The organism is Kushneria phosphatilytica (genome assembly GCF_008247605.1).
Taxonomy (GTDB): Bacteria; Pseudomonadota; Gammaproteobacteria; order Pseudomonadales; family Halomonadaceae; genus Kushneria; species Kushneria phosphatilytica.
Map to the genome: position 1 here is coordinate 735191 of NZ_CP043420.1, position 23716 is coordinate 758906.

A 23716-nucleotide genomic window follows, 5' to 3' on the forward strand; every position below is an offset into this window, starting at 1 on the left:
CTTTCCTTGATTGCAGACGAGGGAGATGTTGCGCCTTGCCAGGGTCGGCTCGATGTGGTGCCGACCCTCGATGGCATCGGGCGCGTCAGGCAGCGCGCCGGAACCAGTTTTTGACCGTTTTGGTGAACTGCTTGAGTGGTCGCGCATCGCGGATAACCACAATCATGACCTTGCGATAGTACTCCGGCGGGCAGGTGATCTCGCGAACGCCATGCCATGAATTGCCCCGACGGGTAAACAGAAAGCTCTGGTTTCCCATGGCAATTGATTCGATCTCTTCGTCGAACTCCTCGAATTCGGGCGCGCTTCGGGTCTTGAAGCGTCCGTGATCGTCCAGCACCACCGTCTGGCCACCCCATTCCGGTCGCCAATCCTCCTCCGTATTGAAGTAGAAGATATGCGAGCCCAGCTTCCAGTTGGCATCACAGTGTGGCGAGACCGAACAGCTGGCCGGCGTGTAATGCCAATGACACTTCAGTGTGAAGTGGTTCGTGTTCAGCATCCGCGCCAGGAAACGCCGATACTCGGGGCCATGCAGTTCTTCCATGAAGGCCTGCCAATGGGGTGACAGGGGCATACCGGGTTCGTAATCCAGCGACAGTCGGTCATGTGGCTTCTGTCCGTGCTGGCGCGTCTTGCCGAAGATGCGGTCAAAACGCTCCGCTTCCGGCAGGCTTTCCCTGAGTGCCCTGAATCCTTCATCGGTCAGCAGACCCGCCGGGTTGGCCCAGGGGTAAGGGTGCCGATTCAGGAAGGCCCGTTCATCCATCTTCTCCAGGGCCTCGAAATCGAGATAGCTCATCGTTGAAACCTGATCTGACGTCGGATTGGTTGGCTCGATCATCCGGCCTGCGCCCTGCGAAATCAACCTCGTCTGAACTATCAACGCCATTGGATCTGGCCGGGTAAGCGGATAGTGTCACCCAGTCGAAATTTAAGATAGCCATAATGTGAAGGTGTCATCGTATTGCGCTCGTCTATCCCGCTATACGGCACTATGCTGCCCTCATCCTATACATGCAGTGACGCGTCCATGGCTTTCGAGTATCGCGATAACGACAGTCCTGCGGACGTCGTCTGGAATACCGGCAGTGTCACGCCGGAAATGCGCAGCCGTCTCAAGCCGCATGCAGGACACTGTATCTGGCTGACCGGCCTTTCCGGATCGGGCAAATCGACCCTGGCCAATGCCCTGGAGGTCGAGCTCAACCGACGTGGCTGTCACACCATGCTGCTGGACGGTGACAATATTCGCCACGGATTGTGTCGTGACCTTGGCATGAGTCAGTCCGATCGCAGCGAAAACATTCGTCGTATCGGCGAGGTGGCGCATCTGTTCGTGGAATCCGGCCTGATTGTCATCACCGCCTTCATCTCTCCTTTCGCCAGTGATCGGCAACAGGCCCGTTCGCTGTTTCGATCCGGTGAGTTCCATGAGGTGTTTGTCGATACCCCGCTCGGACTCTGCGAGAAGCGCGATCCCAAGGGGCTGTATCGCCGGGCCCGGGCCGGGGAGATCCATGACTTCACCGGCATTGACAGCCCCTATGAACCGCCGATGCATCCGGAGTTGACCCTGCTTGCCGAGGACAGTCAGCAGCGTCATATCGAGCAATTGCTGGCGCTTTGCCTGTCCGCCGAAGCGGAGATCGCTAACGAGCCCGAGGCTGGCCAGGCACAATGAATTCATGAAAACAATGGCGCTTCGGCCGAGGGAGTCGACAGATATTCCCTGTCATGACAGTTACAACAGGAGCAGGCATGACCGTTGAAACGAGCCTGACCGAACACGAGACTCAGCGGGCAGTTGTGGTCATTGGTGCCGGTCGTAGTGGCACCAGCACCCTGACCCGGGGCGTGCAGTCGCTGGGTGTCGAGCTGGGCAACCGACTCAAGCGTGGTACTTCCAAGAACCCCAAGGGGTTTTTCGAAGATGAGGATCTGTTGTCGATCAACAAGCGACTGCATTACGAGTTCGGGCTGCAGGGGACCGGTACCAGCCTGCGTCCCATCGAAGAACAGGAGTGGCAGACCCGGCAATGGCGTTCCTTGCATGACGAGGCTGTCCGGGTCATCCGGGGGCGTTTCGGTAATGCGCCACTATGGGGCTTCAAGTCCGGGGGTGTCATGCGTTTGCTGCCTTTCTGGGAGCAGGTCTTCGACACGCTGGGCGTCGAGGTGAGCTATGTGATCGCGGCGCGTCATCCGCTATCCGTGGCTCGTTCGCGCGCCAAGCTCAGCGAAGTACGCGGCCGTCAGGAAAAAAGCGATCTGGAGTGCCTGATCCGGGTCGTGCCCTATTTTCACCTGCTGCGCAGTCACCGGTTCACGGCCGTCGATTACGATCAGCTGATGAGCGAACCGGAACAACAGATGTATCGACTGGCCGAACGACTCTCCCTGCCGATCACGGCAGAGGTCGAGCGTGAAATCGGCGTGTTTGGAAAGGAGTTCGTCAGCCCCGAACTGCGGCATCATCAGGGGGAAGACCCGGATGCTCGTGCGCGCCTCAATCCATTGATTGATCAGGTCTGGCAGTGGCTGGAAGGCCTGTCCAGCGACCGGATCACGACCGATGATCCCGAACTCTGGCGTGACATGGCGCGCCTGCGTGATGAGTTTCTGGCGATGGGGCCGGCGCTGCGTCATATCGATTATCTTGAAAGACGTCTGGCGTCTCCGGTCTCGAAGCTGCGCTGGTTCGGGCGGGGGCGCCGTCCCAATCGTGGTGCCGCCTGAATGGCCGATTCCGATACTGCACAATCCTTGCGAGGCGGGCTGACAGCCAAGCGAGTCGAGCGTGGCCGTCGTCTGGCCGGTGAGCTCACGCGTGGGGCCGGATGGGGCCTGCGCGGTGGGTGGCATTTATTGCAGGGCCATCATGGTGCGGCGCTCGCTGAAGCCGCCCGGATCGTGCGAGGTGTTCAGCCCGCCCGGGAGTCGATGCGTACCTACCAGCTGGTAGATCGTTTGCTGTCACGCAGTGGGTCAGCGCTGGCTGACTGGCGACCGGATGAGCAGTCGCCACAGCGATTCGTGTTCTTTGTCGGCTATAGCCGCAGCGGTCACTCACTGGTCGGTTCGCTGCTGGATGCCCATCCCTCCGTGGTCATTGCCCATGAGATGCATGCCCTCAAGCATCTCTACCGGGGCTACCCATTTGACCAGGTGGTCAGGGCGATCAAACTCAATGCCATGCTGTTCGATTATCTCGGTCGTGAATATACCGGCTACGACTATCAGGTGCCGGGCCAGTCGCAGGGGCGTTACGAGCAGTTGGCTGTAGTCGGTGACAAGAAGGGGAATGGCACTCTGCGACTGCTGCGCCGGTATCCGGAGCTGATCGATCGGCTGGATACGTTATTGCCAATGCCTTTCGAGTTCATCCATGTCATCCGCAACCCATGGGACAACATCGCCACTCGGGCGCGGCGTACGAATACCTCGCTTGAATCTGCAGCGCGGGGTTATCTGGCCAATACTGATCTGATGGCTCGACTGAAAGCCCGCTATCCCGATCAGGTAAGGGATGTCTATCTCGATGACCTGATCCATGATCCCCGGCAGACGCTGTCCACCCTGCTCGAAGCGCTGGGATGCACGCCGGTGACCGAATCGTATCTGGATGCGTGTGCGTCGATCGTGTTTCGCAAGCCCAGTCGCACTGGTGCTCAGGTGAGCTGGCCCGCTGCGCTGACACGTGAGGTGGAGGCTTCGCTGGCACGTCACGATTTTCTTCAGCGCTTTGCCGAAGCCTCCTATGCGCCGGCACGGCGTCAGTCACAAGGCCATGGGGTCGATTCTTGAACGCTCCCTCCGAGACTGGAATGGCTCGTCCGGCGCATATCGCCATGCTGATGGGAGCGCTACCGCTGGGGTCGCGGGAAAGAATGATGGTCAGCGTAGCGCAAGCCCTGATGGCGGCCGGGCATCGAGTGGATCTGCTGGTGCCGGGCAGTAGCCCGCATTGGCGCGACGCTGTACCCGAGGGCGCCCGATTGATCGAGTTGGGCCGGGGCTGGGTGGATCGCCTGCGTAACAAGCAGCGCCTGGTGGTCTGTGTACCGCTGCTCGCCCTTTATCTGCGTCGCGAGCAACCGGACGTCCTGTTCACCATGTCCATTCCACCCAATCTGGCGGGTCTGGCGGCCAAACGGTTGTCGGGGTCGAGGGTGCCGGTCTTGATTCGTCAGAGTAACGTGGTGCACCTGGCCTCAAGCGAGGCGTATCGCAGTGTCCGTTTTCGTCGGCGCGACCGAATGATTCCCTGGCTTTATCCCTCCGCTGCTGGTGCCATTGCGGTATCTCATGGGGTGGCGGATAACCTGCAGCAGGTGGCGTCGCTGCCGGCCGAGCGCATCCGGGTCATTTACAATCAGATTGTCGGCCCGGAGCTCCATCAGCGCGCGGCCGAACCGGTTGAGTGTGCCTGGCTGACGACGCACGAGACACCTGTATTGCTGGCCGTGGGGCGATTGGTCACCAAAAAGGACTATCCCACCCTGCTACGTGCACTGGCAGAATTGCGCCAGCGCTGCGGGGATGTGCGGCTGATCATACTGGGCGAAGGCGAGCAGCGCGAAGCGCTTGAAACCCTGCGTACCGAGCTCGGCCTTGAGCAGGCCGTGGCTCTTCCGGGCAGGGTGGAGAATCCCTTCGCGTGGATGGCCCGGGCCGATATGCTGGTGCTCTCATCAATCTCCGAAGGCATGCCCAGTGTTCTGATCGAGGCACTGGCCTGCGGCTGTCCGGTGGTTGCCACCGACTGCCCGGCGGGGCCGGCGGAGATTCTGGAGCATGGGCGCTATGGTCGATTGGTGCCGGTAGGGGATATACAGGCACTGACCGATGCCATTGAATCCACTCTGAGCGAGCCGATCGATCGCTCTCGGCTGGCACAGCGAGCCGATGATTTTTCCGTTGGCGGGGCGATCAGCCACTATCAGCAGGCATTACTGGAAGCAGCAGCCGGCGGCCGCCAAGACTGAACAACGCCTGGAGTCCGCCGCAAACATGCCGAAAGTGACGGTACTGATTCCTGTCTGGAATCGAGAACGCTACCTGGCAGCTGCCATTGACAGTGTGCTGGCACAGACCTTCGAGGATTTTGAGCTGCTGATCATCGACGACGGTTCGACTGATCGCTCGCTCGGTATTGCCCGGAGCTATGCCGACTCCAGAATACGGATTGTCTGTAATGAGACCAATCTCGGGAATACGGCTACTCGCAACCGGGGTCTGGCGCTGGCACGTGGCCAATATCTGGCCCTGCTGGACAGTGATGATGTGGCGATGCCGCAACGTCTGGCGCATCAGGTGGCCTTTCTCGAAGCACAGCCGTCGTATGCTCTGATCGGCACGACCAAGTCGTTGATCGATGCCAATGGACGAGCGATCACGAAGCGTAAACGCTGGCAGCGAGCGCAAAACGCGGAGGATATTTACGCTCAGCTGCTGTTTCGTTGCTGTATCTCTCAGCCCACGGTCATGGGGCGAACCGATATTCTGCAGCGCTATCGCTACGATGAATCACTGATGACCAGTCAGGATTTCGATCTGTTCATTCGGCTGGCCCGTGACTATCCCCTTTACAATCTGGGCGAACCGCTTGTCGCGGTGCGTCGTCACGATGAGCGCATCAGCGGGCAACATGAGCGGGTGGCCCACTATCAGCATCGTATTCTGCACGATCAGCTGGTTCACTTCGGTCTGACACCGACTCGTCAGGACGTGGAGCGTCATTTTTTGATATCACGCCCTCGAAGCTGGCATAAGCCTGATGCGTCATACATGAACTGGGCTCGGGAATGGCTGGCGATGCTGAGGCAACAGAATCGGCGCAATGGCGTCTATGACCCTGCGGCGCTGGATCGTGTTCTGGCGCGTTATTGGCTGACACTGGGACGCCATGCCGGCTGGTCTCCCATGTGCCAGATCCGAATGACGCTCGGGTCCCCGCCGTTACGGACTGCCACCGGTGCGCTGGGACGCCAGCTTGCAGGAGGCGAATGGTCTCGAGTGATGCGCATGATAAAAGGGGAGTAGCACAGGCGTGACGGTAGTGGATAAGGGACAGCGCATCGCGGTTCTCACTCGAGGGGTAACCGGTGGTGGTGTACAGCGTCGGATGCTGACGCTGGCCGAAACCCTGGTCGAACAGGGATATCAGGTGGATCTGTTGGTGCGTGCTCGCAAGCATCACCGTTCGAACGACGATATCGTTGGGGATGTCTCGGCGCTACCGTCGGGAGTGCGACTGATCAGACTGAGCCCGGGGTCACGTCTGCAGGCGCACTGGCAGCTGGTGCGAATGGATCCGCGTGGCGTCGGGGTGTTGTTGCGTCCGGTATTAATGCCCCTTGCGCCCAGCTCGGTCACGCTCTATCTGCCGGCGCTTGTCCATTATCTGCGCGAGGACAACCCCGACGGCCTGGTTGCGGCGACTACCTATCTCAATCTGATCGCTGTCTGGGCGGTTCGGGCGACCGGGCTTGAATGCCGCGTACTGCTCAGCGAGCGCGATGACCTGTCCCATCTGGTGTCACGAGATGGCAAGCGTAACAAGTGGCGCTGGCGATATGTGGGACATGTGATCCAGCGCTACTATCCATGGGCCAATGCCATCGTGGCAGTTTCCCGAGGGGTACGTACTGCGCTGACCGAGGTCAGCGGACTCTCGGAATCACAGGTCGAGGTGGTCGATAACCCGGTGATCGACAGACATTTCAACACCCAGGCCGAGATGCATGTCGAACATCCCTGGCTCATCGGGGAAAAGCGGATCCCGGTGATAGTGGCGGCTGGCAGGCTGGTCGCCAAAAAGGATTTTGGCACGCTGCTTGAAGCCATGAAACTGTTACGTCAGCGTCGAGAAGTGCGGTTGCTCCTGCTGGGGGAGGGGCCGGAGCGAAATGCCCTGGAACAGCAACGTGAAAGACTCGGTCTTGCGGACTGTGTGGATATGCCCGGCTTTGTTACCCATCCCGTAGCCCTGTTTCGCCGGGCGAGCCTGTTCGTTCTATCGTCACAACGTGAAGGGCTGCCCGGTGTTCTGATCGAGGCCATGGCGTGCGGTTGTCCGGTGGTCAGTACCGATTGCCCCAGTGGCCCGGCAGAGATTCTGGAAAACGGCAGGCTGGGCAGGCTGGTACCCCCGGGTGATGCGCAGGCACTGGCAGAGGCCTGTGCCGATACACTGGCGGCGCCGCTGCCGGCTGAGCAGTTGATTGCTCACACGCGACATTTTACCGCCGAACGTACCACTCAGCGTTATCTGGCATTACTGGGATTGTCGGATTGAGCGCCAGTGGTCGCTGACATTCGGTTGTGAGCGTAAATGACAACAATAGCGGGACAGGGGAAACAGGAATGGACGGCGAGGGTCGTCGTGTTCGACATGTTGCGCTCTTTGTGCAGGCGCTTTCCGGTGGTGGGGTTCAGCGGGTTCTGCTGACCATGGCCAGAGCGTTGCTGGCGCGCGGCTATCGAGTGGATCTGCTGGTCACCCGAGCTGAAGGCCTGCTGGCTGATCAGGTGCCCACGGGGGTTCAATTGATTGAGCTCGGCCAGGTGTCGGCGCCAATGACCCGATGGCTGATATTCCGAGCGGATCCGCTCGGTGTTACGGCGTTGGCAAGGCCTCTGATTTTGCCGCGACGTAATGGTGAAGCCATCGGGTCGCTTGCTGCTCTGGCGCAATATCTGCGCCAGTATTCGCCTGATGTGCTGTTTTCTGCCCGGGTCAATGCCAATCTTGCAGCCCTGCTGGCGGCGCGACTGGCCGGCGCATCAACGGCTGTTGTTGTCAGTGAGCGCGGCAGCTTCGAGGAAAAAGTGGCGTACTCACCCCGCTGGCGCTGGCGCTATGTAGTACCAGCCATTCGTCGGCTCTATCGAGAGGCGGCTGCCATCGTTGCGGTTTCGGAAGGAACGGCAGAGAGCTTCGTAAGCACAACCGGCATGAAGCGGGAAAAGCTGCAGGTTATTCACAATCCTGTTGTCGATGCTTCCCTGAGCGAACGCATGCAGAACGATCCGGGCCACCCCTGGCTGGTATCGCCCCATTCGGTGCCGGTATTGCTGGCGGTCGGTCGTCTGGAAAAGCGCAAGGGGGTCGATCTGCTGTTGACGGTACTGGCGCGAGTGCGTGAGCAGCGGGACGTTCGCCTGATCGTACTGGGAGAAGGCGAGATGCGCGCCACTCTGGAGCGTCAGATCGACGAGCTGGGACTTGCCGGGCACGTGGATCTGGTGGGCTGGCAGGATAATCCTTTTGCCTGGATGTATCGGGCCGATCTGTTCGTGCTGCCCTCCGATTATGAAGGGCTGCCGGGCGTGCTGATCCAGGCTCTGGCCTGCGGATGCCCTGTGGTCAGCACGGATTGCCCTGATGGACCGCGAGAAATCCTCGAGGATGGGCGTTATGGCCGGCTGGTGCCGGTACGTGATCCTGCCGCACTGGCTGATGCCATTCTGGAGACGTTGGCGAGACCGCCAAAGAGTGCTCTGCTGATAAAACGTGGACAGTACTTCACCATATCAAGCGCTATGGATAAGTTTGAAATCCTGTTTGATCAGATATCATGCCATCGTGCTAATAATCGATAAAACTGGCTTCTAGCCAGCCGGGACTGTTAGAGCAACCCAATGAGGTTTCATGAAACATATTGCACTTTATCTGCCCAGCCTCGCTGGCGGTGGCATGGAGCGCTCTCTTCTGAATCTTGGCGAGGGGATGCTGGCAATGGGCTATCAGGTAGATATTGTTGTTAATCGTCTCCGCGGAGAATACCTGAGTAGCCTGCCATCCGGTCTGAACGTGCTGGAGCTCAACGCAGGTAATATTGCAGGTTCTTTCATTCTGGCATTAAGGGCCGACAGTCGGCTGCTATATGAATGTTGCCGTTTAGGTACGTTCATGTTGAACGCGAAAAAGAAAATGAAGTATCTGTCAGGGTTGGTAGATTATTTGCGTGAGAAACAACCGTTCGCGCTCATTTCTGCCGGGGAGTTATGTAACCTCATGGCCGTATGGGCCAGGCAGGTAGCCAATACGAATACCAGGATTATAGTTTCCCAACGCAATATGCTTTCCAAGCCCATTGCGGCAAGAACGAGCAGCCATGCCAGATGGCGTCATATGGCGCGTTTCATCGAATATACTTATCCTGGTGCTGATGCTGTAGTAACAGTTTCAAAAGGTGTGGCCGAGGATTTATCTGTAACAGCGAAGGTGGATAGTGATGCTATTACCACTATCTATAATCCTGTGGTTACTTCATCATTGGCAGGCCGCGCTAATGAATCTGTAGCCCATCCATGGTTGCAGGTCGGTGATGGAGTGCCGACCATTGTGGCAGCGGGGCGTTTAAGAGCCCAAAAGAACTTTTCTCTACTGCTGAATGCTTTTGCTCTTTTAAGACATCATCGACCAGCTCGTTTAATAATCATGGGTGAAGGAGAAGAGCGTTCCAGTCTTGAAGCGCTAAGTCATGAGCTGGAAATCAGTGATTGTGTTGATATGCCAGGGTTTTCAGATAATCCCTATGCTGTTTTTTCCAGAGCTGATCTTTTTGTCTTTTCTTCCGCTTATGAAGGATTGGGAAATGTATTGATTGAAGCTCTAGCCTGTGGTTGCCCCGTGGTTAGTACGGATTGTCCCAGCGGCCCGGCAGAAATTTTGGAAGAAGGTCGTTATGGTTTACTGGTGCCGGTGGGAAATGTCGAAGCGTTAGCCGAAGCTATGTCATTAACCCTCGATAATCCACTACCTGCGGAGACGCTGAAACGCCGAGCTGCAGAGTTTAGTCTTGAAAGTAGTCTGAATCTTTATCTTGGATTGACAGATAGGGCAGTAACACCTGTTTTTGAAAAGCATGCTGTATATACGGTAGGCGAGTGAGGGTGCTTGCCAATTTGCCTGAGATTATCTGATTAACCGACTTGCCCTGTCTGCATTGAAGGAATACAGCCAGGGCGTCCCATTACATCAGATAGTGCCATAATCCCTGTCAGGCCGGGGCTTCGCTGGTTTCCGGCTTTTCCACTCGCGCCAGCTGTCCCTGTTCCAGTCGATAGACAATGTCCGCGGCCTGGACGAGGGCCGGCTGGTGAGATACGGCAACGATGGTCAGTTGATCGCCCAGCCCCTTGAGGGTTTGGCTGATAGCGGCTTCGGAAACCGGATCGAGTGCGCTGGTGGCTTCGTCGAGAATCAGCAGCCGGGGCTGGTGAGCCAGCGCACGTGCAATCACGATGCGCTGGCGCTGCCCACCCGAGAGCCGATTGCCGCGCTCGCCCACCGAATCGTGTATGCCCTTGTCCATCCGACTGACGAAGTCCCAGGCCTCGGCCTGACGCAATGCCCGCTCGGCATCCTCTTCGGTGAGCGAGGGGTCACCGAGGGTGACGTTGGCCAGTACACTGTCATGCAGTAGCAGGGTTTCCTGCGGGACATAACCGATCATCTTGCGCCAGGCGATCCGATCAATTTCGGAAGTAGGTACGCCATCGATGTGAACATTGCCCTGGGTCGGTTCCAGCAGCATGCACAACAGATCAAGCAGGGTGGTCTTGCCGGCGCCGGAGGGACCAATGATAGTGACGAAAGAACCGGCCGGGATGGTCAGATCGGTCTGTCCGAGGATGGCATGCTCGCCATAATGAAAGCGCACGTCCCGGAAGGTAATCTCATGCTCCAGGGTGGGAAAGCGGGTGCCTCCCGTCGGCTCCGCATTGTCCTGAGCAGCCTGCACGACATCCTTGAGCGCCCAGTAGGCACTCTCCTGGGTCTGCATCTGCTGGTAGCGGCGCTGAAGCTGATTGAGCTGCATGACGACTCGTGCCAGCAGGAACACCATGACCATGACCGAAGGTAGTGACTGCCCCCAGACCACCAGGGCCAGATAAAGTCCGATGGCAATGAACAGGGTCATGATCGGTTCCTGCACGGCCTGCATGGTCTCGCGTGCCATCACCTGACGTTCCATGGCGCGATTGAGACGCCGTGTCTGGCGGCGCAACAGGGTGTCGGCGACGTCATAGCGTGCCATTGCCTTGAGCGGTTTGACGGAGGCCATGGTGTCGGTCAGGCGCGAGAGGATATCGCGCATCAGCCGGGTCTGTTGTTTGCCGGCACGCCGGGCGGCGGCCACCAGACGATAAAGGCCGATCGACATGCAGAGCCCCAGCGCCAGAGAGGCCAGCGTGGCCTGCCAGCTGATCATCATGGCGACGATGACGTAGACCAGCACCTGAATGGCAATGGAAATCAGCGTGGCACAGTATTGATAGCCTGTGGCGGCGCGATTGGCTTCAGTGGCCACCGAATTGGCAATGCTGCCAGCCGGCTGGCGCAGGTAGTGCTCCCAGCGACTGGAGAGCAGGGACTGAATCAGTTCCAGTCGCAGATCGGTAGCAACCCGGGCGACGGCATAGCCGACCTGACGATTGGCCAGCAGGACCAGGGCGCTCTTGAGCGTCATGCCGATCACGATGACGGTCAGAATCACGCCAATGGTGGTCGGCAGGCCTATGGCGTTCATGGTATCGATGACCCGAGTGGAAAAACCATCGGTATCATGACTGTCACCCAGTGCCACGCTCAGCAGGGGAAGCACTGTGGTCAGGCCAATCCCCTCGGCCACGCCTGCAAACAGCAAGCAGATCAGCATGACGGCAGTGCGTCGGGGGTAGAGTCGAAAAAAGGCGAGCAGCAGTTTCATTGCGAAGGCCCCGGGCAGGCCGGTATTAACCGGCCTGCGTATCGAGTGTTATGCCGAATTGGAAGGATCGAGGATCGGACTCAGCGTGGCAAAGGCGCCCAGAATGCTGTCGACCTGTTCGTCACTGTGCGCAGCGCTGAGACTGATGCGCATCAGGGCCCGACCGTTGGGAGAAGCCGGTGGCAGCATCATGTTGACGTAAACACCGTGCTCGATCAGGGCATGCCAGAAGGCGATGGCCTGACGGGGCGAGTCGACCAGTGCTGCGACCACTGGCCCCGGAGTCGGTCCAAGCTCGAATCCCTGCTCGTGGAGCCCGGCATAGAGGCGCTCGGCATTGCGCCAGAGCTGATCACGCAGTGCCGGGCGCTGCGCCACAATGGCCAGCGCCTGGCGAACCGACGCGATAGTTGCCGGCGAGGGGGAGGCCGTGAAGATATAGGGACGGCTATCAAACCGCACCAGCTCCAGCTCGGGATGACGGCTGACAGCAAAGCCACCGATAGCCCCCAGACTCTTGCTGAAGGTCCCGACGATGAAATCGACGTCTGCCTCGACCCCTGTGGCTTCGGCCAGCCCTCGGCCGGTAGCCCCCATCACGCCCATGGAATGAGCTTCATCCACCAGCAGATAGCCCCCACGACGTCGCTTGACCTCGGCAATCTCCGCCAGCGGGGCGCTGTCGCCCAGCATGCTGTAAATGCCCTCGACAATGATCAGGGTATTGTCGAGCCCTTCCTCACGACGATCGGCAAGCCTGCGCAGGCGTTTGTCGAGATCAGAGGCATCATTGTGACGAAAGCGGATAACGTCGGCACCGGCCATGCGGCAGGCATCGTAGATGCTGGCATGACAGTCGGCATCGAGCACTACGCTGTCGCCCGGGCCGATCAGAGAGCTGATCAGTCCGAGGTTGGCCATGTAACCGGTTGAGAACACCATCGCCGATGGCATGCCATAGAACTCGGCCAGCTCTTCTTCCAACTGGCGATGGCTGCCATAGCTGCCATTGGCCATGCGCGAGCCGGTAGTACCGGTACCTGCTTCATCCAGCGCCCGATGAGCAGCAGCGATGCAGTCCGGGTCAAAGGTCAGACCCAGATAATTGTTGGTGCCGGCCAGAATGACCTTATGCTGGCCGATCCGGCCCAGGGTGGGTGAATAAACTTCATCAATGCGCGTGCCCAGCGGGCTGGGGTCGCTGTCGAGTGCCAATGAGCCACGGGCATCGCGCAATCTGTCAAACTTGTCGAAAAGACTCATTCGCCACTCTCGATCTTCACGATGACATCGGCCAACTGGCGGGGTGTACGTACATCGGTGATCAGATTGATCGGCACCGAGATGTCGAACTCGTCCTCGATATCAAGCAGCAGGTCCATCACATTGACCGAGTCCAGGCCAAGTTCATTGACCAGATCGGCGTCGGCGTGCAGTTCTCCACTTTCCGAGCTGAAACGCTCCAGATGCTGCATCAGTCGCTCGAGTATCTGTTCGTGTCGCGTCATGGCGTTGCCTGTTGAGTTTGGGCTCGATGTCGATCGGAATTCGGCAGCAACGTGCCGGAATATCGGTTAATGTCCTCGGTCGCGCCAGAGGGCCGGATCGGCCAGAGCACGTTCGAGGGTAATGGTCGGCTGCCAGTTCAGTGCTGTTGCAAGCGCCGTATTATCGCAGCGCCAATCCGGATGACGCAGCTCATTGACCTTGCCGGGGGTCAGCATGGGCGTTCGACCGGTGCGGCGTGCCAGTGCAAGATTACAATGTGCCAGCGCACGCAGCAGCGCTTCGGGCAATGGCAGTGAAAATACCCGCCCTCGGCGAATTCGGGCCGCAATGGCGGCGATCTGCGGCCAAGTGTAACCATCCGGCGTGCCATCGTGAAGTTCGAACGGTCCTGGGCCGATGGCAGGTGTTTCGAGCCATGCCCGGATCGCTGCTACCAGATCATCGACATGAAGTACGGCCAGATGGCCCTGTGGCGCGCCGGCTATCGGCATCAGGCCACGCAGCATGGTGTCGAAAAGGGGACGCAATTCGCGATCACCAGGCCCATAGACAGCCGGTGGGCGAAAGATGGTAATGCCTGGTGCACCGGTGTCATCGAGCTGCTGCTCTGCTTCTCGCTTGGAGCGGGCATACCAGGAGAGCGCCGGTTCACGTGCGGCCAGTGAAGAGAGCAGCAGCAGATGAGCGCAACCTTCGCTGCGAGCAGCCTCGAACACTTCTCGGGTCCCGGTGACATTGATCGCACGAAAGGTCTCGTAGTCGGCGCCGCGTACTGCGCCAGCACAGTGGATGACGCAATCGGCACCCGCCACGAGACGTTTTAACGCCTGCCGATCCTGAAGATCGCCTCTGATCCACTCGGTTGCTTCATTGGCACCACGCTCATGACGGGTCAGTGCCCGCACCCTGTGTCCATCCCGTTCGAGAACCGGACGCAAGGCGCTGCCGATAAACCCGGTCGCGCCGGTGAGGGCAATACACGTCAAGAGGATGCGGCCGCACTGGGGGTGGAGACAGCATCCATGGCTTCACGCAGTTGCGCTGCGTACTGGCGGCGCGCCTGGCTGCGCGAAATCTTGCCTGATGAAGTGCGAGGCAGCGTGCGTGGTGGCAGCAACGACACCGTGCAGCGCACGCCGAATTCACTGCGAATACCGGCTGACAGCTCCTTGATCAGTGCCGCGCGCGCCCGTTCATCGCTGAGAGTGGTCTGTAGCAGCACGACCACGTCTACCTCACTCTCTTCCGGCGGGGCCGACATGGCAGTGAGTTCGCCACGGTTGACGCCGGCCATCTGTGAAGCAAGTGCCTCGATATCCTGCGGCCAGATATTACGGCCATTGATAATGATCAGGTCCTTGTGGCGCCCGGTGACGTGCAACCCCTGACTGGTGAGATATCCCAGATCGCCGGTATCGAACCAACCGTCATCACCCAGTACCCGACGGGTCTGCTCATGATCATGGAAATAGCCGCTCATCAGGCTGGGACCACGAATGGTGACTCTGCCCACATGACGCTCGGGTAGCGGGTGGCCGTCGCCGTCACGAATGGAGATATCGTGACCCGGGAGCGGGTGACCGCAGTTGACGAAGCTGGTGGTGTTCAGACCAGCGACCCTGTCGTCATCAAGCGGTCGGGCTTCCCCGTGTTGCTCAAGCACATCACGGTCGACACGATCCAGCGATAGACCAATACCCAGTGGCGCGAAACTGACGGCCAGAGAGTTTTCCGCCATGCCATAGCTGGGTAGAAAGGCGCGACGATCGAATCCGGCAGCGGCGAAGTGTTCGGCAAAGCTGTCCAGCACATCCGGTAGTACCGGCTCTGCACCCACACCGGCAACGCGCCAGGCAGAAAGATCGAGGCGGTCGATATCGCTGCCGTGCAGGCGTCGAGTACACAAGTCGTAGCCGAACGGAGGTGCGAAGGCGATACTGCCCCGATTGCGGGTCATCAGTGTGAGCCACAGGCGAGGGCGCATGGCGAATTCGCGTGGGCCGAGATAGTCAACCGATAGCTGCGAGGCCATGGGCCCGAGCACGAAGCCGACCAGCCCCATGTCGTGATAGAAGGGCAGCCAGGAGACACATCGATCCTGAGGACGTACAGCCAGCCCGGAAGCCAGGATGGCGCGCAGATTGGCCATGATGGCGTGCTGGCGGATCTCGACTCCGCGTGGAAACCCGGTACTGCCGGAAGTGTACTGAAGGTAGGCAATTTCATCGGGGCCAGAGGGTTCCAGCACCATGTCTTCCGGGTTCGGTAATGCCCGTAAGGCATCGATATCACCATGAAAGGCCAGGGTATCGACCGAGGGGATTTCTTCGATATAGCGCACCATATGCGAGGGCGCAATAGCGACCCGAGCCCCGCAGCTTTCAATCAGCCGTTCCAGTCGGGCGACGTAGCGTTCGTGACCGCCGATACTCATCGGGATCGGCATGGGAACAGGTACCAGTCCGGCATACTGACATCCGAAAAACACCTCCATGAAGGCGGGATCGGTATCAGCAATCACGGCGACCCGGTCACCCCGTTCCAGGCCCAGCGACATCAGACGTCGTGCTGCCTCAATGGCGCGGCGACGCACCTCGACATATCCCAGCGGTGCCAGTAAACGGCCCCGGTTATCGTGAAAGTTGAAGCCGGTGCAGCCTTCGGCAGCATAGTCCAGTGCCTCGGGCAGTGTTGCAAAATCGGCAAGACGCTGGGGCTTGCTGTTAAAGGTAGGTGTCGCTGTGATACATAATTCGGTCATCAACAATGTCATCCTGTTGAAGGAGCGTACACCGGCAACCATTCCCGATTCGTGTACCCGCTCCGAAGGCCCTGGGTCGATCCGCCACTGGCTGGCAATTCCGGCAGATGATCCGGCTCTCCTGGCGAAACGATTGATACTGTATTCCCCGGCTCGCCCTGGAGCCGGGAAATGCGATGAAACAGCGAATGATTTATCCGGAAGGATGCGGCCAGGCAGCGCTGATGGTTTCGAACAGGAACTGCTGGGTAGTTTCATCGGTTTCGGTGGCCTGGCCCAGTTGGGGTGGGCCGGGCCAGCCCGGGTCGGCGAAGGTGACGCCTGAAAATTCGCGTGCCTGAGCGTAGCGGGGAATTACATGAAAATGGACCTGCGGATCAACCATCATCAGCATCAGATAGTTCAGCTTGTCATGATCGAAGGCATTGCGCAGTGCACTTTCGAGTTCCGCGGTTACGATGGCCAGTTCACTGAAAGCGGCAGCAGGCAGGGCGGAGAATTCGGTCTGAGGGCCTCGAGCCACCAGAACCAGTGACCCAAGTGTTGCCTGAGCCGGACGCAGCAGTACGCTCCAGTGTTCGTACTCCCTGATGACACTGGCAGGCGCTCCGAATTTTCGCAGCGTCTGATGAAGCTCTGAAGAATCGCTGCTCATCACCTTTCAATTCCGTTGATCAGGTCGATTACCGGACGAGGTGGCTATTATTACCCGTCCAGGACTTAAGGTTTTCTGAAAGCATATGGTAAATCGGGTCAGCTTGCATCCGCACCCGCCACGGGCTGCCGGGATGCGCAGGCTCGCATGAACGCGCTATGCTGTCACACCTGCCGATGTGGCATCTGAAAGCCGCCAATCAGTCAACAGGACATTGTACCGTGAGTTCTTGCCTTTCGTCATTGTGTGTCGCACAGCGAAATTGCCCAGCGTTGCCGAAAATTACCCTGGTATACCCGGCGCAGGCAGGCGCACCCGGCTGGAGTCGACCATGAACGCGACGAACGACCCGGAGACATCCTCTGTCGAGGCAATAGTGCTGGCCGCCGATCGGGGAGCCTGTGATCCGGTAGCGCTTGATGCCGGGACTCGCTGCAAGGCACTGGCGCCCGTTGCCGGCGTGCCCATGCTGGAGCGGGTACTGAATGCGCTTGAAGCGAGCCACCGGATCCGGCATGTGCATCTGGCCGGTCCGCCCCGTGACATCGTGGATGCCGAACCGACACTGTCTTTACTCCTGCAGGGCGAGCATTGTTACTGGCATGACAGTCGCTCTTCCCCGAGTGCCAGTACGGTAGCTGCGCTGGATGAGATCGAAAGGGAGCGAGCGGTACTGTTGACGACAGCCGATCATGCACTGCTCGATGGTGCAATGATCGATGAGTTTCTAGAGTCCGCGCAGGCGCGCCAGCTCGACTTCGCCGTGGCACTGGTGCGTTATGACACCATCATGGCCCGCTTCCCGGATATGCGTCGAACTGCGACCCGCTTTGCCGATGGTGCAGTATGCGGGTGCAATCTGTTTGCCTTTCTGACGCCTGCCGGCCGTGAGCTGGCCGGCTTCTGGCAGCGGGTGGAAAACAGCCGCAAAAAACCGTGGCGAGTCATCGCCGGCACCCTGGGCATACGCGGAGTACTGCGCTATCTGACTGGCCGGCTGACCCTCGATGAAGCGCTTGATCGGTTGTCATCCCGATTGGGCGTACGTATTGGCGCTGTCATGCTGGAGCGCCCTGAAGCCGCGGTAGATGTAGATAGCGCCGAGGATCGCCAGGAAGTGGAAACGCTGTTGGCCTCGATGCACGATCGATGATCGTCCCTTTAGCCGGTCTCAGTGACCGGCAGAGGCAGGGGTGGCGGTAATATTACTGGCCGTGATATCGCGGATCAGCGCCCGGGCATGCTCAAGGTCATGCGGGAAATCCAGCTCTGCCCAGCGTAGGCCTTCGATGGAGGCGGTATATACGGCACCGCTTTCGGCCAGTTCGTCGATCAGACTGAGATACCAGCGACTCAGCGCTTCGGTTGAGCGCATATTTCGCTCCAGCGCTTCCTGGAACAGGCGGCGACCGTCCCCCCTGAAGGTCATCATACCGATCGATTCACCATCGACGCTGTCAAGCGCAAGAGCCTTGCCGACCCGGGTCAGTCGTGCGCCGTCCATGGTGACCTTCATGTCATCAGCGTCATACTCTTGCTTGTGATCGATGGCGAGCGTAATCGGCTGCTGTTGCGGTGCATCGAGCAGACGATCGAGGACCGCGGGTTCGAACAGCGTATCGCCGTTGAGGATCAGAAAATCCTCTTCCATGGCGTTACGTGCCATCCAGCAGCTGGCAAGGTTGTCGGCCAGCTCGAAGAAGGGGTTGAAAACGATGTCGAGCAGGGTGTCCGGGTAGCGCTGGTGCAGTCGCTGCTCGACCATATCAATGGCGTAGCCGAGCACCACGGTGATGCGCTCGAAGCCGGCTGCGACCAGGGTGTCGATCTGGTGCTCGATAACAGCCCGTCCGGACAATTCGATCAGACACTTGGGGCGGTCAGCTGTATAGGGCAGCAGACGCTTCCCCTGCCCAGCACTCAGAATGATGGCGCGTCGTGGTCGAGTCCGTACGACTGAATCCTTCATGAAATCTCTCGCTGCAAATACGGATAAGGGGACTGGCGTCACGCAAGGCAACGGCCTGGCCGAGGCTCCGGTGTTTCCGTAATCAGGCCGCAGTGATGGTAGATGCGTTAACATCGGGCAGCCGGGCTGAATCGCGGGTAGTGAAATGCCAGTGACCGGAATGACCGCTCAGGGTACGGTATGTCACTGTCGTCGACCAGCCCTTCGTGATGGGCATGATGTCGAGCAGAGCGTAGCCGGCGGGTTCCGGGTGGCTCAGTGATGCCGAGGGTGCGCCCAGCGCCGGTGCCCGCCCGGTTGGCGTGTCCAGCCAGCCGAGCAGGGGACGATGGGCATGCCCGTGCAATACCAGTTCAACACCACAGCGCCGGATGACCTGCCTGAATGCTGCCATGTCGGTCAGCCTTTTGCGCCAGCGAATCATGCCGGGGCAGGGGACATGGTGAATCATCACAATTCGATAATCGCCCCGTTGGCCGGCCCGGGACAGGCATTCGGCCAGGCGCTCGAGCTGCGCATCGCCCAGCCCGCCGGTGGCCATCGTCCACGGGGTGGGCAGTGCTGTCGAAGTGCCGATCAAACTGATACCGCCGCGTCGTCTGACCCATGGAAAGGCGGCACGATTATCACGGCTTTGTGTCAGGCAGCTTCGGGAGGGGCTGGACGTGTCGGGCTCCGGATCATCCTGCATCCAGGGACCCCAGAGTGACAGCGGTGAGGCGCCGCGTTCGGGGGCGTAGGTATCATGATTGCCCGGAATGACCGATACCGTTTCGCCATCCCCCAGTTGCTCGAGCCAGTGGCGGGCCTGATGGCACTCCGAAGCCAGTCCCAGCTGGGTGAGATCGCCGGTCAGGGCAATGTGATCCGGCTGCTGGCAACCGATATCCTGTACCAGGGCATCGAGGATTTCGCGGCGGTGGACATGGCGCCGACGCCGACGCCAGGCCAGGTAGCCGGGGGCACGCTTGTTGAGCATTTCTCGCCAGTGCCGCCAGTCAGGTACCGTCAGGTGGGGATCGGAAAGATGAGCCAGCCGCCAGGCGTTGGCTGAGCGCGGCAGGGGTGAGGTCATGTCGGTGGTACCAGGATGAAGGATTTAGCGGTTGCGGCGTGAATCGAATAAGATACGGCAACCGCGGACAGGCGAATGAAACGAACGCAACGGATGCAATCATGACAGTAAAGGCAACGCTCGAAAAAGATACCACCACCCGCGTCTGGGGATTGACGCCCCGGGAACGGCTGGTGCGCGCGCTCTCGCGCATGAAGGGTGTTGTCCTGAGCGATGACGCAACCATCGCCGAAGGTGATGACGTACTATTACTGCGTGGCGATTATGTCTTCGATCAGCGTGTGCTCGAAGGCCTGGTGGGTTCCCATCAGGTCGTGCTGCGTGACCCGGCTGATCATACTCTGGTGGCCGTACGCATGAAGGTGGCCTCGGGGGACGTCCAACTGGCGGATGTCGATACCACAGGCCTTGATGAGATGACGCCGGGTGAAATCGGGCTGGGTTTGCAGTCAAAGCTGCGCAAGTTTGATACCCCCTGGGTGGCTCGGGTAGAGGACGGTAATCGTGAACGTATCGAAAATGCGCTCTACGACTCCGCCTACAAGGGGGTGACCGACCTGATTACCAAATGGGTCTGGCCATTGCCGGCGCGAGCGGTGACCCGTTTCTGTGCCCAGCGTGGTATACGCCCCAACCATGTTACCGCCTTCAGCTATCTGCTCACCCTGCTGGCGGGGGTGGCTTTCTGGTATGGCGCCTATGGTCCCGGGTTGATAGCGGCCTGGCTGATGACCTTTCTTGATACCGTGGATGGCAAGCTGGCGAGGGTGACGCTCAATGCCAGTCGCTTCGGCAATCTTTTCGATCATGTGCTGGATATCATTCATCCCCCCTTCTGGTATCTCGCGTGGGGGGTAGGCCTGGCGGTTCAGGTCCCGAGTATCATCTACTGGTTGATTTTCATCGGTTATATTGGCGGGCGATTGGCTGAAGCGGCTTTCAAGACTGCAGGTCCGTTTTCACTGTTCATCTGGGAACCGTTCGATTCCGTCAATCGGCTGGTAACGGCACGGCGTAATCCCTGTCTGTTACTGCTGACCCTGTGCTGGTTGCTGGGTCTGCCCTATATCGGACTGCTGCTGGTCATGGTCTGGACCATCATATCGACCGTAGTGCTTGTGGTTCGGGTTCTGCAGGCGCGTCAACAGGTCAGCCGAGGGGCAGCGGTGACGCCCTGGCTTTCGCGGGTTGATCCGAGAGCTGAGCGGCATCGGCTGGTGGTGCGCTGGTTCGTCTCCTCTCATGACTGAAGAGGGGGGCGGTTGTCGAACACTCGGTATCCTGTGTAACCCCGGTAGCGGTCGCTGCCGACGTTCGCTTTCGGCGATTCGCCGGCAGGCGCTTGCCATGGTCGCCGCCGATTATCGCGAGGCGAGTGATCCCGAGGCCATCGAGCCGATTCTGAGACAATGGCTGAACGATGGTGTCGAAGGGATCGTGGTGCTGGGCGGTGATGGCACGCTACAGGCAGTACTGACCCTGTTACTGCTGCGTTTCGAGCTTTCAACGAAGCAACTGCCGGCCCTGATCGTGGTGGGTGGTGGTACTACCAACATGAGTGCCAGGGCACTCGGGAGCAGATGTAAACCGCTGGCCGCCCTGGGCGCTGTAGAAGCCTGGCAGCAGGGTGGCGCGGCGCCTCGCAGAGTGAGCTGGCCGGTCGTATGTGTCGAGGATGGGCGTGTAGCTCGCTGCGGTTTTTTCTTTGGCGGTGGGGCGTTGACCAGTGGTGTCAGCTTTTTCCAACAGCGATTGCGCGATCAGGTCAACGGTCGCTGGGGGCCGCGCCTGGCCTTTCTGCGACTGTTTCTGGCGCTGCTTCGCGGAGGGCATCATCCCTTGTTGCCGTCCACACCAGTCAAGGTGCAGCAGGAAGGCATCATGTCCCATGAAGGGGATTGTCGATTATTGGCTGTCAGTACCTTCGAACACCTGATGCTGGGCGTGCGTCCCTTCTGGGGCAGTGGTGAAGGGCACCTGCGTCTGGCACTGATGGATGCTGACGCACCCGGCCCCTGGTGGCGATTGCCGCTGGTGCTGATGGGAAGCGGGGAGCTTGCTACCCGCTCGACAGCCGGCTATCTGAGTCTCCGCGCCGAACGTTTGCAGCTGCAGTTTGCTCAGGGCTGGATGCTGGATGGAGAACTCTATGGCATGTCCTCCGAGGAGGGAATGTCACGGTCGCTGACGTTGAGCGCCATCGGGCCGATCGATTTTCGCGTTTTCGGGAGAGAGGCGGCATGACCCAGCAGTCATCTGTCACGCTGCAGTCCCTGATTGCCGAGCAGAGTGCTCGCCCGGTGACGGCAGCGCTCGATCCGCTGATTCGCCGGGTCCATCAGCGCTTTGGCGATTCAGTACAGGCCGTACTGTTCTATGGCTCCTGTCTGCGTGATGGTGATCCTGGCGAGGGCCTTGTCGATCTCTACGCCATTGTCGATGATTATCGACGAGTCTATGAGCGTTACAGCTGGCGTCTGGCCAATGCCTGGCTGCCGCCCAACGTCTTCTATCTCGAGGCTGATGACCCAGAGGCTGCTCGCACGCTGCGTGCCAAGTGTGCTGTGGTCAGCGTGGCTGACTTCGAGCGTGGGTGCCAGCGGGCCTTTGAATCCTACTTCTGGGGGCGTTTTGCTCAACCCTCGCGTCTGGTGTTCTGGCGCAGTGCCAGCGTGCGCGAGCGGATCGAAAAAGCGCTGGCAGGTGCCGTGACCAGGCTCTGGAGCGAGGCGCTGCCATGCCTGCCGATGCGGTTTGATGCCGCAGTCGGCTGGCAGCAGACATTGGCGCTGAGCTACGGTGTGGAACTGAGACCTGAAGGCAGCGGTCGTTCTTCGCTACTGGTTCAGGAGGGGCGGGAGGATTACGTCCGGCTGACCCGGGCGCTGGCCGAAACGTTGCCCGGGCTCGAAACCGATCAGGACGATACATTCATCCATCATGCCGGTGATGATGCGCGATGCCGCGCCAGGCGGCGCTGGCGCTGGCGGCGCCGACAGGGTCACCTGCTGCATGTGCTGCGTCTGATGAAATCGATTGCCACCTTCGAGGGGGGCGTTGATTATGCTGCCTGGAAGCTCAAGCGCCATACCGGCCATACGATCAACGTGACACCTCGCTTGCGCGCCTATCCTCTGATTTTCGGTTGGCCGATTCTTTGGCGGTTGCTGCGCGATCGTGTGCTGCGCTAGTCGGTAGCAGTGATGGCGATACGTCCCTGGGGCCTTATTTTCTGCAAGGAGAGTCCATCATGACTGATTCCTCCACTCAGGCGCCCAGTCGCGCCGATAAACGTCGCAAACCGTGGTACATCCGTATCGGCCGGCGTCTGCTGGTCGGCATTGACCGGTTTATAGCTCGGCATTCCCTGGTCGGAGACCAGCCCTTTTTTGACACTTCCCGGTTTGCCTGGACCAAAACGCTGGAAGCCGATTGGCAGAAGATCCGGACCGAACTCGATGAAGTGCTGCGCGAGCGCGATCAGCTACCCAACTTCCAGGACATTTCCGAAGATCAGCAGCGCCTGTCCAGGGACGACCAGTGGAAAACCTTCTTTCTCTATGGCTATGGCTACCGCATGGAGGAGAACTGTGAGCGCTGTCCGGAGACCGCGCGTCTGATCGAGCAGGTACCTGGCATGAAAACCGCCATGTTCTCGATTCTGGCGCCGGGCAAGCATATTCCCGCCCACCGCGGACCCTACAAGGGTGTATTGCGCTATCATCTCGGTCTGCAGGTGCCCGAACCACGAGAGCAGTGTCGTATCCGGGTCGACGAACAGATAGCGCATTGGGAAGAAGGACGCAGTCTGCTGTTCGACGATACGTTCGATCATGAAGTGTGGAACGAGACGGAAGGACAGCGGGTCGTGCTGTTCATGGATGTGGAACGGCCCATGCGGTTTCCGGCCTCACTGGTCAATCGCCTTGCCTTCACCCTGATTCGGCTGTCTCCCTTTGTGCAGCGGGCCCGGCGTAATGAAAAGCGCTGGCAGCGCAACCGTGGTACGGCGCGTCACTGACGA

General features: G+C 59.5%; 22 protein-coding genes. 13 read left to right on the forward strand and 9 right to left on the reverse strand.

What is annotated here, in order from left to right:
- Positions 1-85: 85 nt before the first annotated feature.
- Positions 86-802, reverse strand: a complete 717-nt coding sequence (locus FY550_RS03195; RefSeq protein ID WP_070981913.1) for a hypothetical protein — start codon at positions 800-802, stop codon at positions 86-88.
- Between the two features lie 231 nt (positions 803-1033).
- On the opposite strand from FY550_RS03195, the gene cysC reads away from it, so the two are divergent.
- From cysC to FY550_RS03235, 8 genes are all read left to right on the forward strand, one after another.
- The gene (gene cysC, locus FY550_RS03200) at positions 1034-1684 is read left to right on the forward strand and encodes an adenylyl-sulfate kinase (protein ID WP_070981657.1); all 651 of its coding nucleotides are present in this window, start codon (positions 1034-1036) and stop codon (positions 1682-1684) included.
- Between the two features lie 77 nt (positions 1685-1761).
- Positions 1762-2739, forward strand: coding sequence for a sulfotransferase family protein (locus FY550_RS03205; protein ID WP_070981659.1), 978 nt, complete (start codon positions 1762-1764; stop codon positions 2737-2739).
- Positions 2740-3807: a sulfotransferase gene (locus FY550_RS03210; protein ID WP_070981661.1), complete on the forward strand. Its 1068-nt coding sequence runs from the start codon at positions 2740-2742 to the stop codon at positions 3805-3807. It begins immediately after the preceding gene.
- 20 nt (positions 3808-3827) lie between these two features.
- Positions 3828-4988 carry a glycosyltransferase gene (locus FY550_RS03215; protein WP_070981663.1) on the forward strand — a complete coding sequence of 387 codons (1161 nt, stop codon included), beginning with the start codon at positions 3828-3830 and terminating at the stop codon, positions 4986-4988.
- 25 nt (positions 4989-5013) lie between these two features.
- Complete coding sequence (locus FY550_RS03220; RefSeq protein ID WP_070981665.1) at positions 5014-6045, forward strand: glycosyltransferase family 2 protein; 1032 nt, start codon at positions 5014-5016, stop codon at positions 6043-6045.
- A 7-nt stretch (positions 6046-6052) separates the two neighbouring features.
- Complete coding sequence (locus FY550_RS03225) at positions 6053-7300, forward strand: glycosyltransferase (RefSeq protein ID WP_070981667.1); 1248 nt, start codon at positions 6053-6055, stop codon at positions 7298-7300.
- Between the two features lie 68 nt (positions 7301-7368).
- Positions 7369-8607 carry a glycosyltransferase gene (locus FY550_RS03230; protein ID WP_070981669.1) on the forward strand — a complete coding sequence of 413 codons (1239 nt, stop codon included), beginning with the start codon at positions 7369-7371 and terminating at the stop codon, positions 8605-8607.
- A gap of 49 nt (positions 8608-8656) precedes the next feature.
- Positions 8657-9901 carry a glycosyltransferase gene (locus FY550_RS03235; RefSeq protein ID WP_084388298.1) on the forward strand — a complete coding sequence of 415 codons (1245 nt, stop codon included), beginning with the start codon at positions 8657-8659 and terminating at the stop codon, positions 9899-9901.
- A gap of 109 nt (positions 9902-10010) precedes the next feature.
- Here the strand turns inward: FY550_RS03235 and FY550_RS03240 are convergent, their stop codons facing one another.
- The 6 genes from FY550_RS03240 to FY550_RS03265 all read right to left on the reverse strand — a co-directional run bounded on the left by FY550_RS03240 (position 10011) and on the right by FY550_RS03265 (position 16648).
- Positions 10011-11723, reverse strand: a complete 1713-nt coding sequence (locus FY550_RS03240; protein ID WP_070981671.1) for an ABC transporter ATP-binding protein — start codon at positions 11721-11723, stop codon at positions 10011-10013.
- 48 nt (positions 11724-11771) lie between these two features.
- Positions 11772-12986, reverse strand: coding sequence for a serine palmitoyltransferase (gene spt, locus FY550_RS03245; protein ID WP_070981674.1), 1215 nt, complete (start codon positions 12984-12986; stop codon positions 11772-11774).
- A complete protein-coding gene (locus FY550_RS03250) occupies positions 12983-13231 on the reverse strand; it encodes an acyl carrier protein (protein WP_070981676.1) in 249 nt (82 codons plus the stop codon). The genes spt and FY550_RS03250 overlap by 4 nt, the downstream gene beginning before the upstream one ends.
- Before the next feature lie 66 nt (positions 13232-13297).
- Entirely contained in the window at positions 13298-14218 is a 921-nt protein-coding gene (locus FY550_RS03255) for an NAD-dependent epimerase/dehydratase family protein (RefSeq protein ID WP_070981677.1), read from the reverse strand.
- Entirely contained in the window at positions 14215-15993 is a 1779-nt protein-coding gene (locus FY550_RS03260; RefSeq protein WP_070981678.1) for a fatty acyl-AMP ligase, read from the reverse strand. The genes FY550_RS03255 and FY550_RS03260 overlap by 4 nt, the downstream gene beginning before the upstream one ends.
- Before the next feature lie 193 nt (positions 15994-16186).
- On the reverse strand, positions 16187-16648 hold the full coding sequence (locus FY550_RS03265; RefSeq protein WP_070981679.1) for an HIT family protein: 462 nt from the start codon (positions 16646-16648) through the stop codon (positions 16187-16189).
- A 331-nt stretch (positions 16649-16979) separates the two neighbouring features.
- Between FY550_RS03265 and FY550_RS03270 the strand changes: the two genes are divergently transcribed.
- Positions 16980-17801 (forward strand): nucleotidyltransferase family protein, encoded by an 822-nt coding sequence (locus FY550_RS03270; RefSeq protein ID WP_070981681.1) that lies wholly within the window; start codon positions 16980-16982, stop codon positions 17799-17801.
- A gap of 18 nt (positions 17802-17819) precedes the next feature.
- On the opposite strand, the gene FY550_RS03275 is transcribed toward FY550_RS03270, so the two are convergent.
- Positions 17820-18617 (reverse strand): phosphocholine cytidylyltransferase family protein, encoded by a 798-nt coding sequence (locus tag FY550_RS03275; RefSeq protein WP_199287842.1) that lies wholly within the window; start codon positions 18615-18617, stop codon positions 17820-17822.
- A gap of 82 nt (positions 18618-18699) precedes the next feature.
- Complete coding sequence (locus FY550_RS03280; RefSeq protein WP_070981683.1) at positions 18700-19692, reverse strand: metallophosphoesterase family protein; 993 nt, start codon at positions 19690-19692, stop codon at positions 18700-18702.
- Positions 19693-19793: 101 nt separating this feature from the next.
- Between FY550_RS03280 and FY550_RS03285 the strand changes: the two genes are divergently transcribed.
- The 4 genes from FY550_RS03285 to FY550_RS03300 are packed head-to-tail and all read left to right on the forward strand — an operon-like array spanning position 19794 to position 23713.
- Positions 19794-20942 carry a CDP-alcohol phosphatidyltransferase family protein gene (locus tag FY550_RS03285; protein WP_070981685.1) on the forward strand — a complete coding sequence of 383 codons (1149 nt, stop codon included), beginning with the start codon at positions 19794-19796 and terminating at the stop codon, positions 20940-20942.
- Positions 20935-21936 (forward strand): diacylglycerol kinase family protein, encoded by a 1002-nt coding sequence (locus FY550_RS03290; RefSeq protein WP_149054356.1) that lies wholly within the window; start codon positions 20935-20937, stop codon positions 21934-21936. The genes FY550_RS03285 and FY550_RS03290 overlap by 8 nt, the downstream gene beginning before the upstream one ends.
- A complete protein-coding gene (locus FY550_RS03295) occupies positions 21933-22883 on the forward strand; it encodes a hypothetical protein (protein ID WP_070981692.1) in 951 nt (316 codons plus the stop codon). The genes FY550_RS03290 and FY550_RS03295 overlap by 4 nt, the downstream gene beginning before the upstream one ends.
- 59 nt (positions 22884-22942) lie before the next feature.
- A complete protein-coding gene (locus FY550_RS03300; RefSeq protein WP_070981695.1) occupies positions 22943-23713 on the forward strand; it encodes an aspartyl/asparaginyl beta-hydroxylase domain-containing protein in 771 nt (256 codons plus the stop codon).
- Positions 23714-23716: the final 3 nt, after the last annotated feature.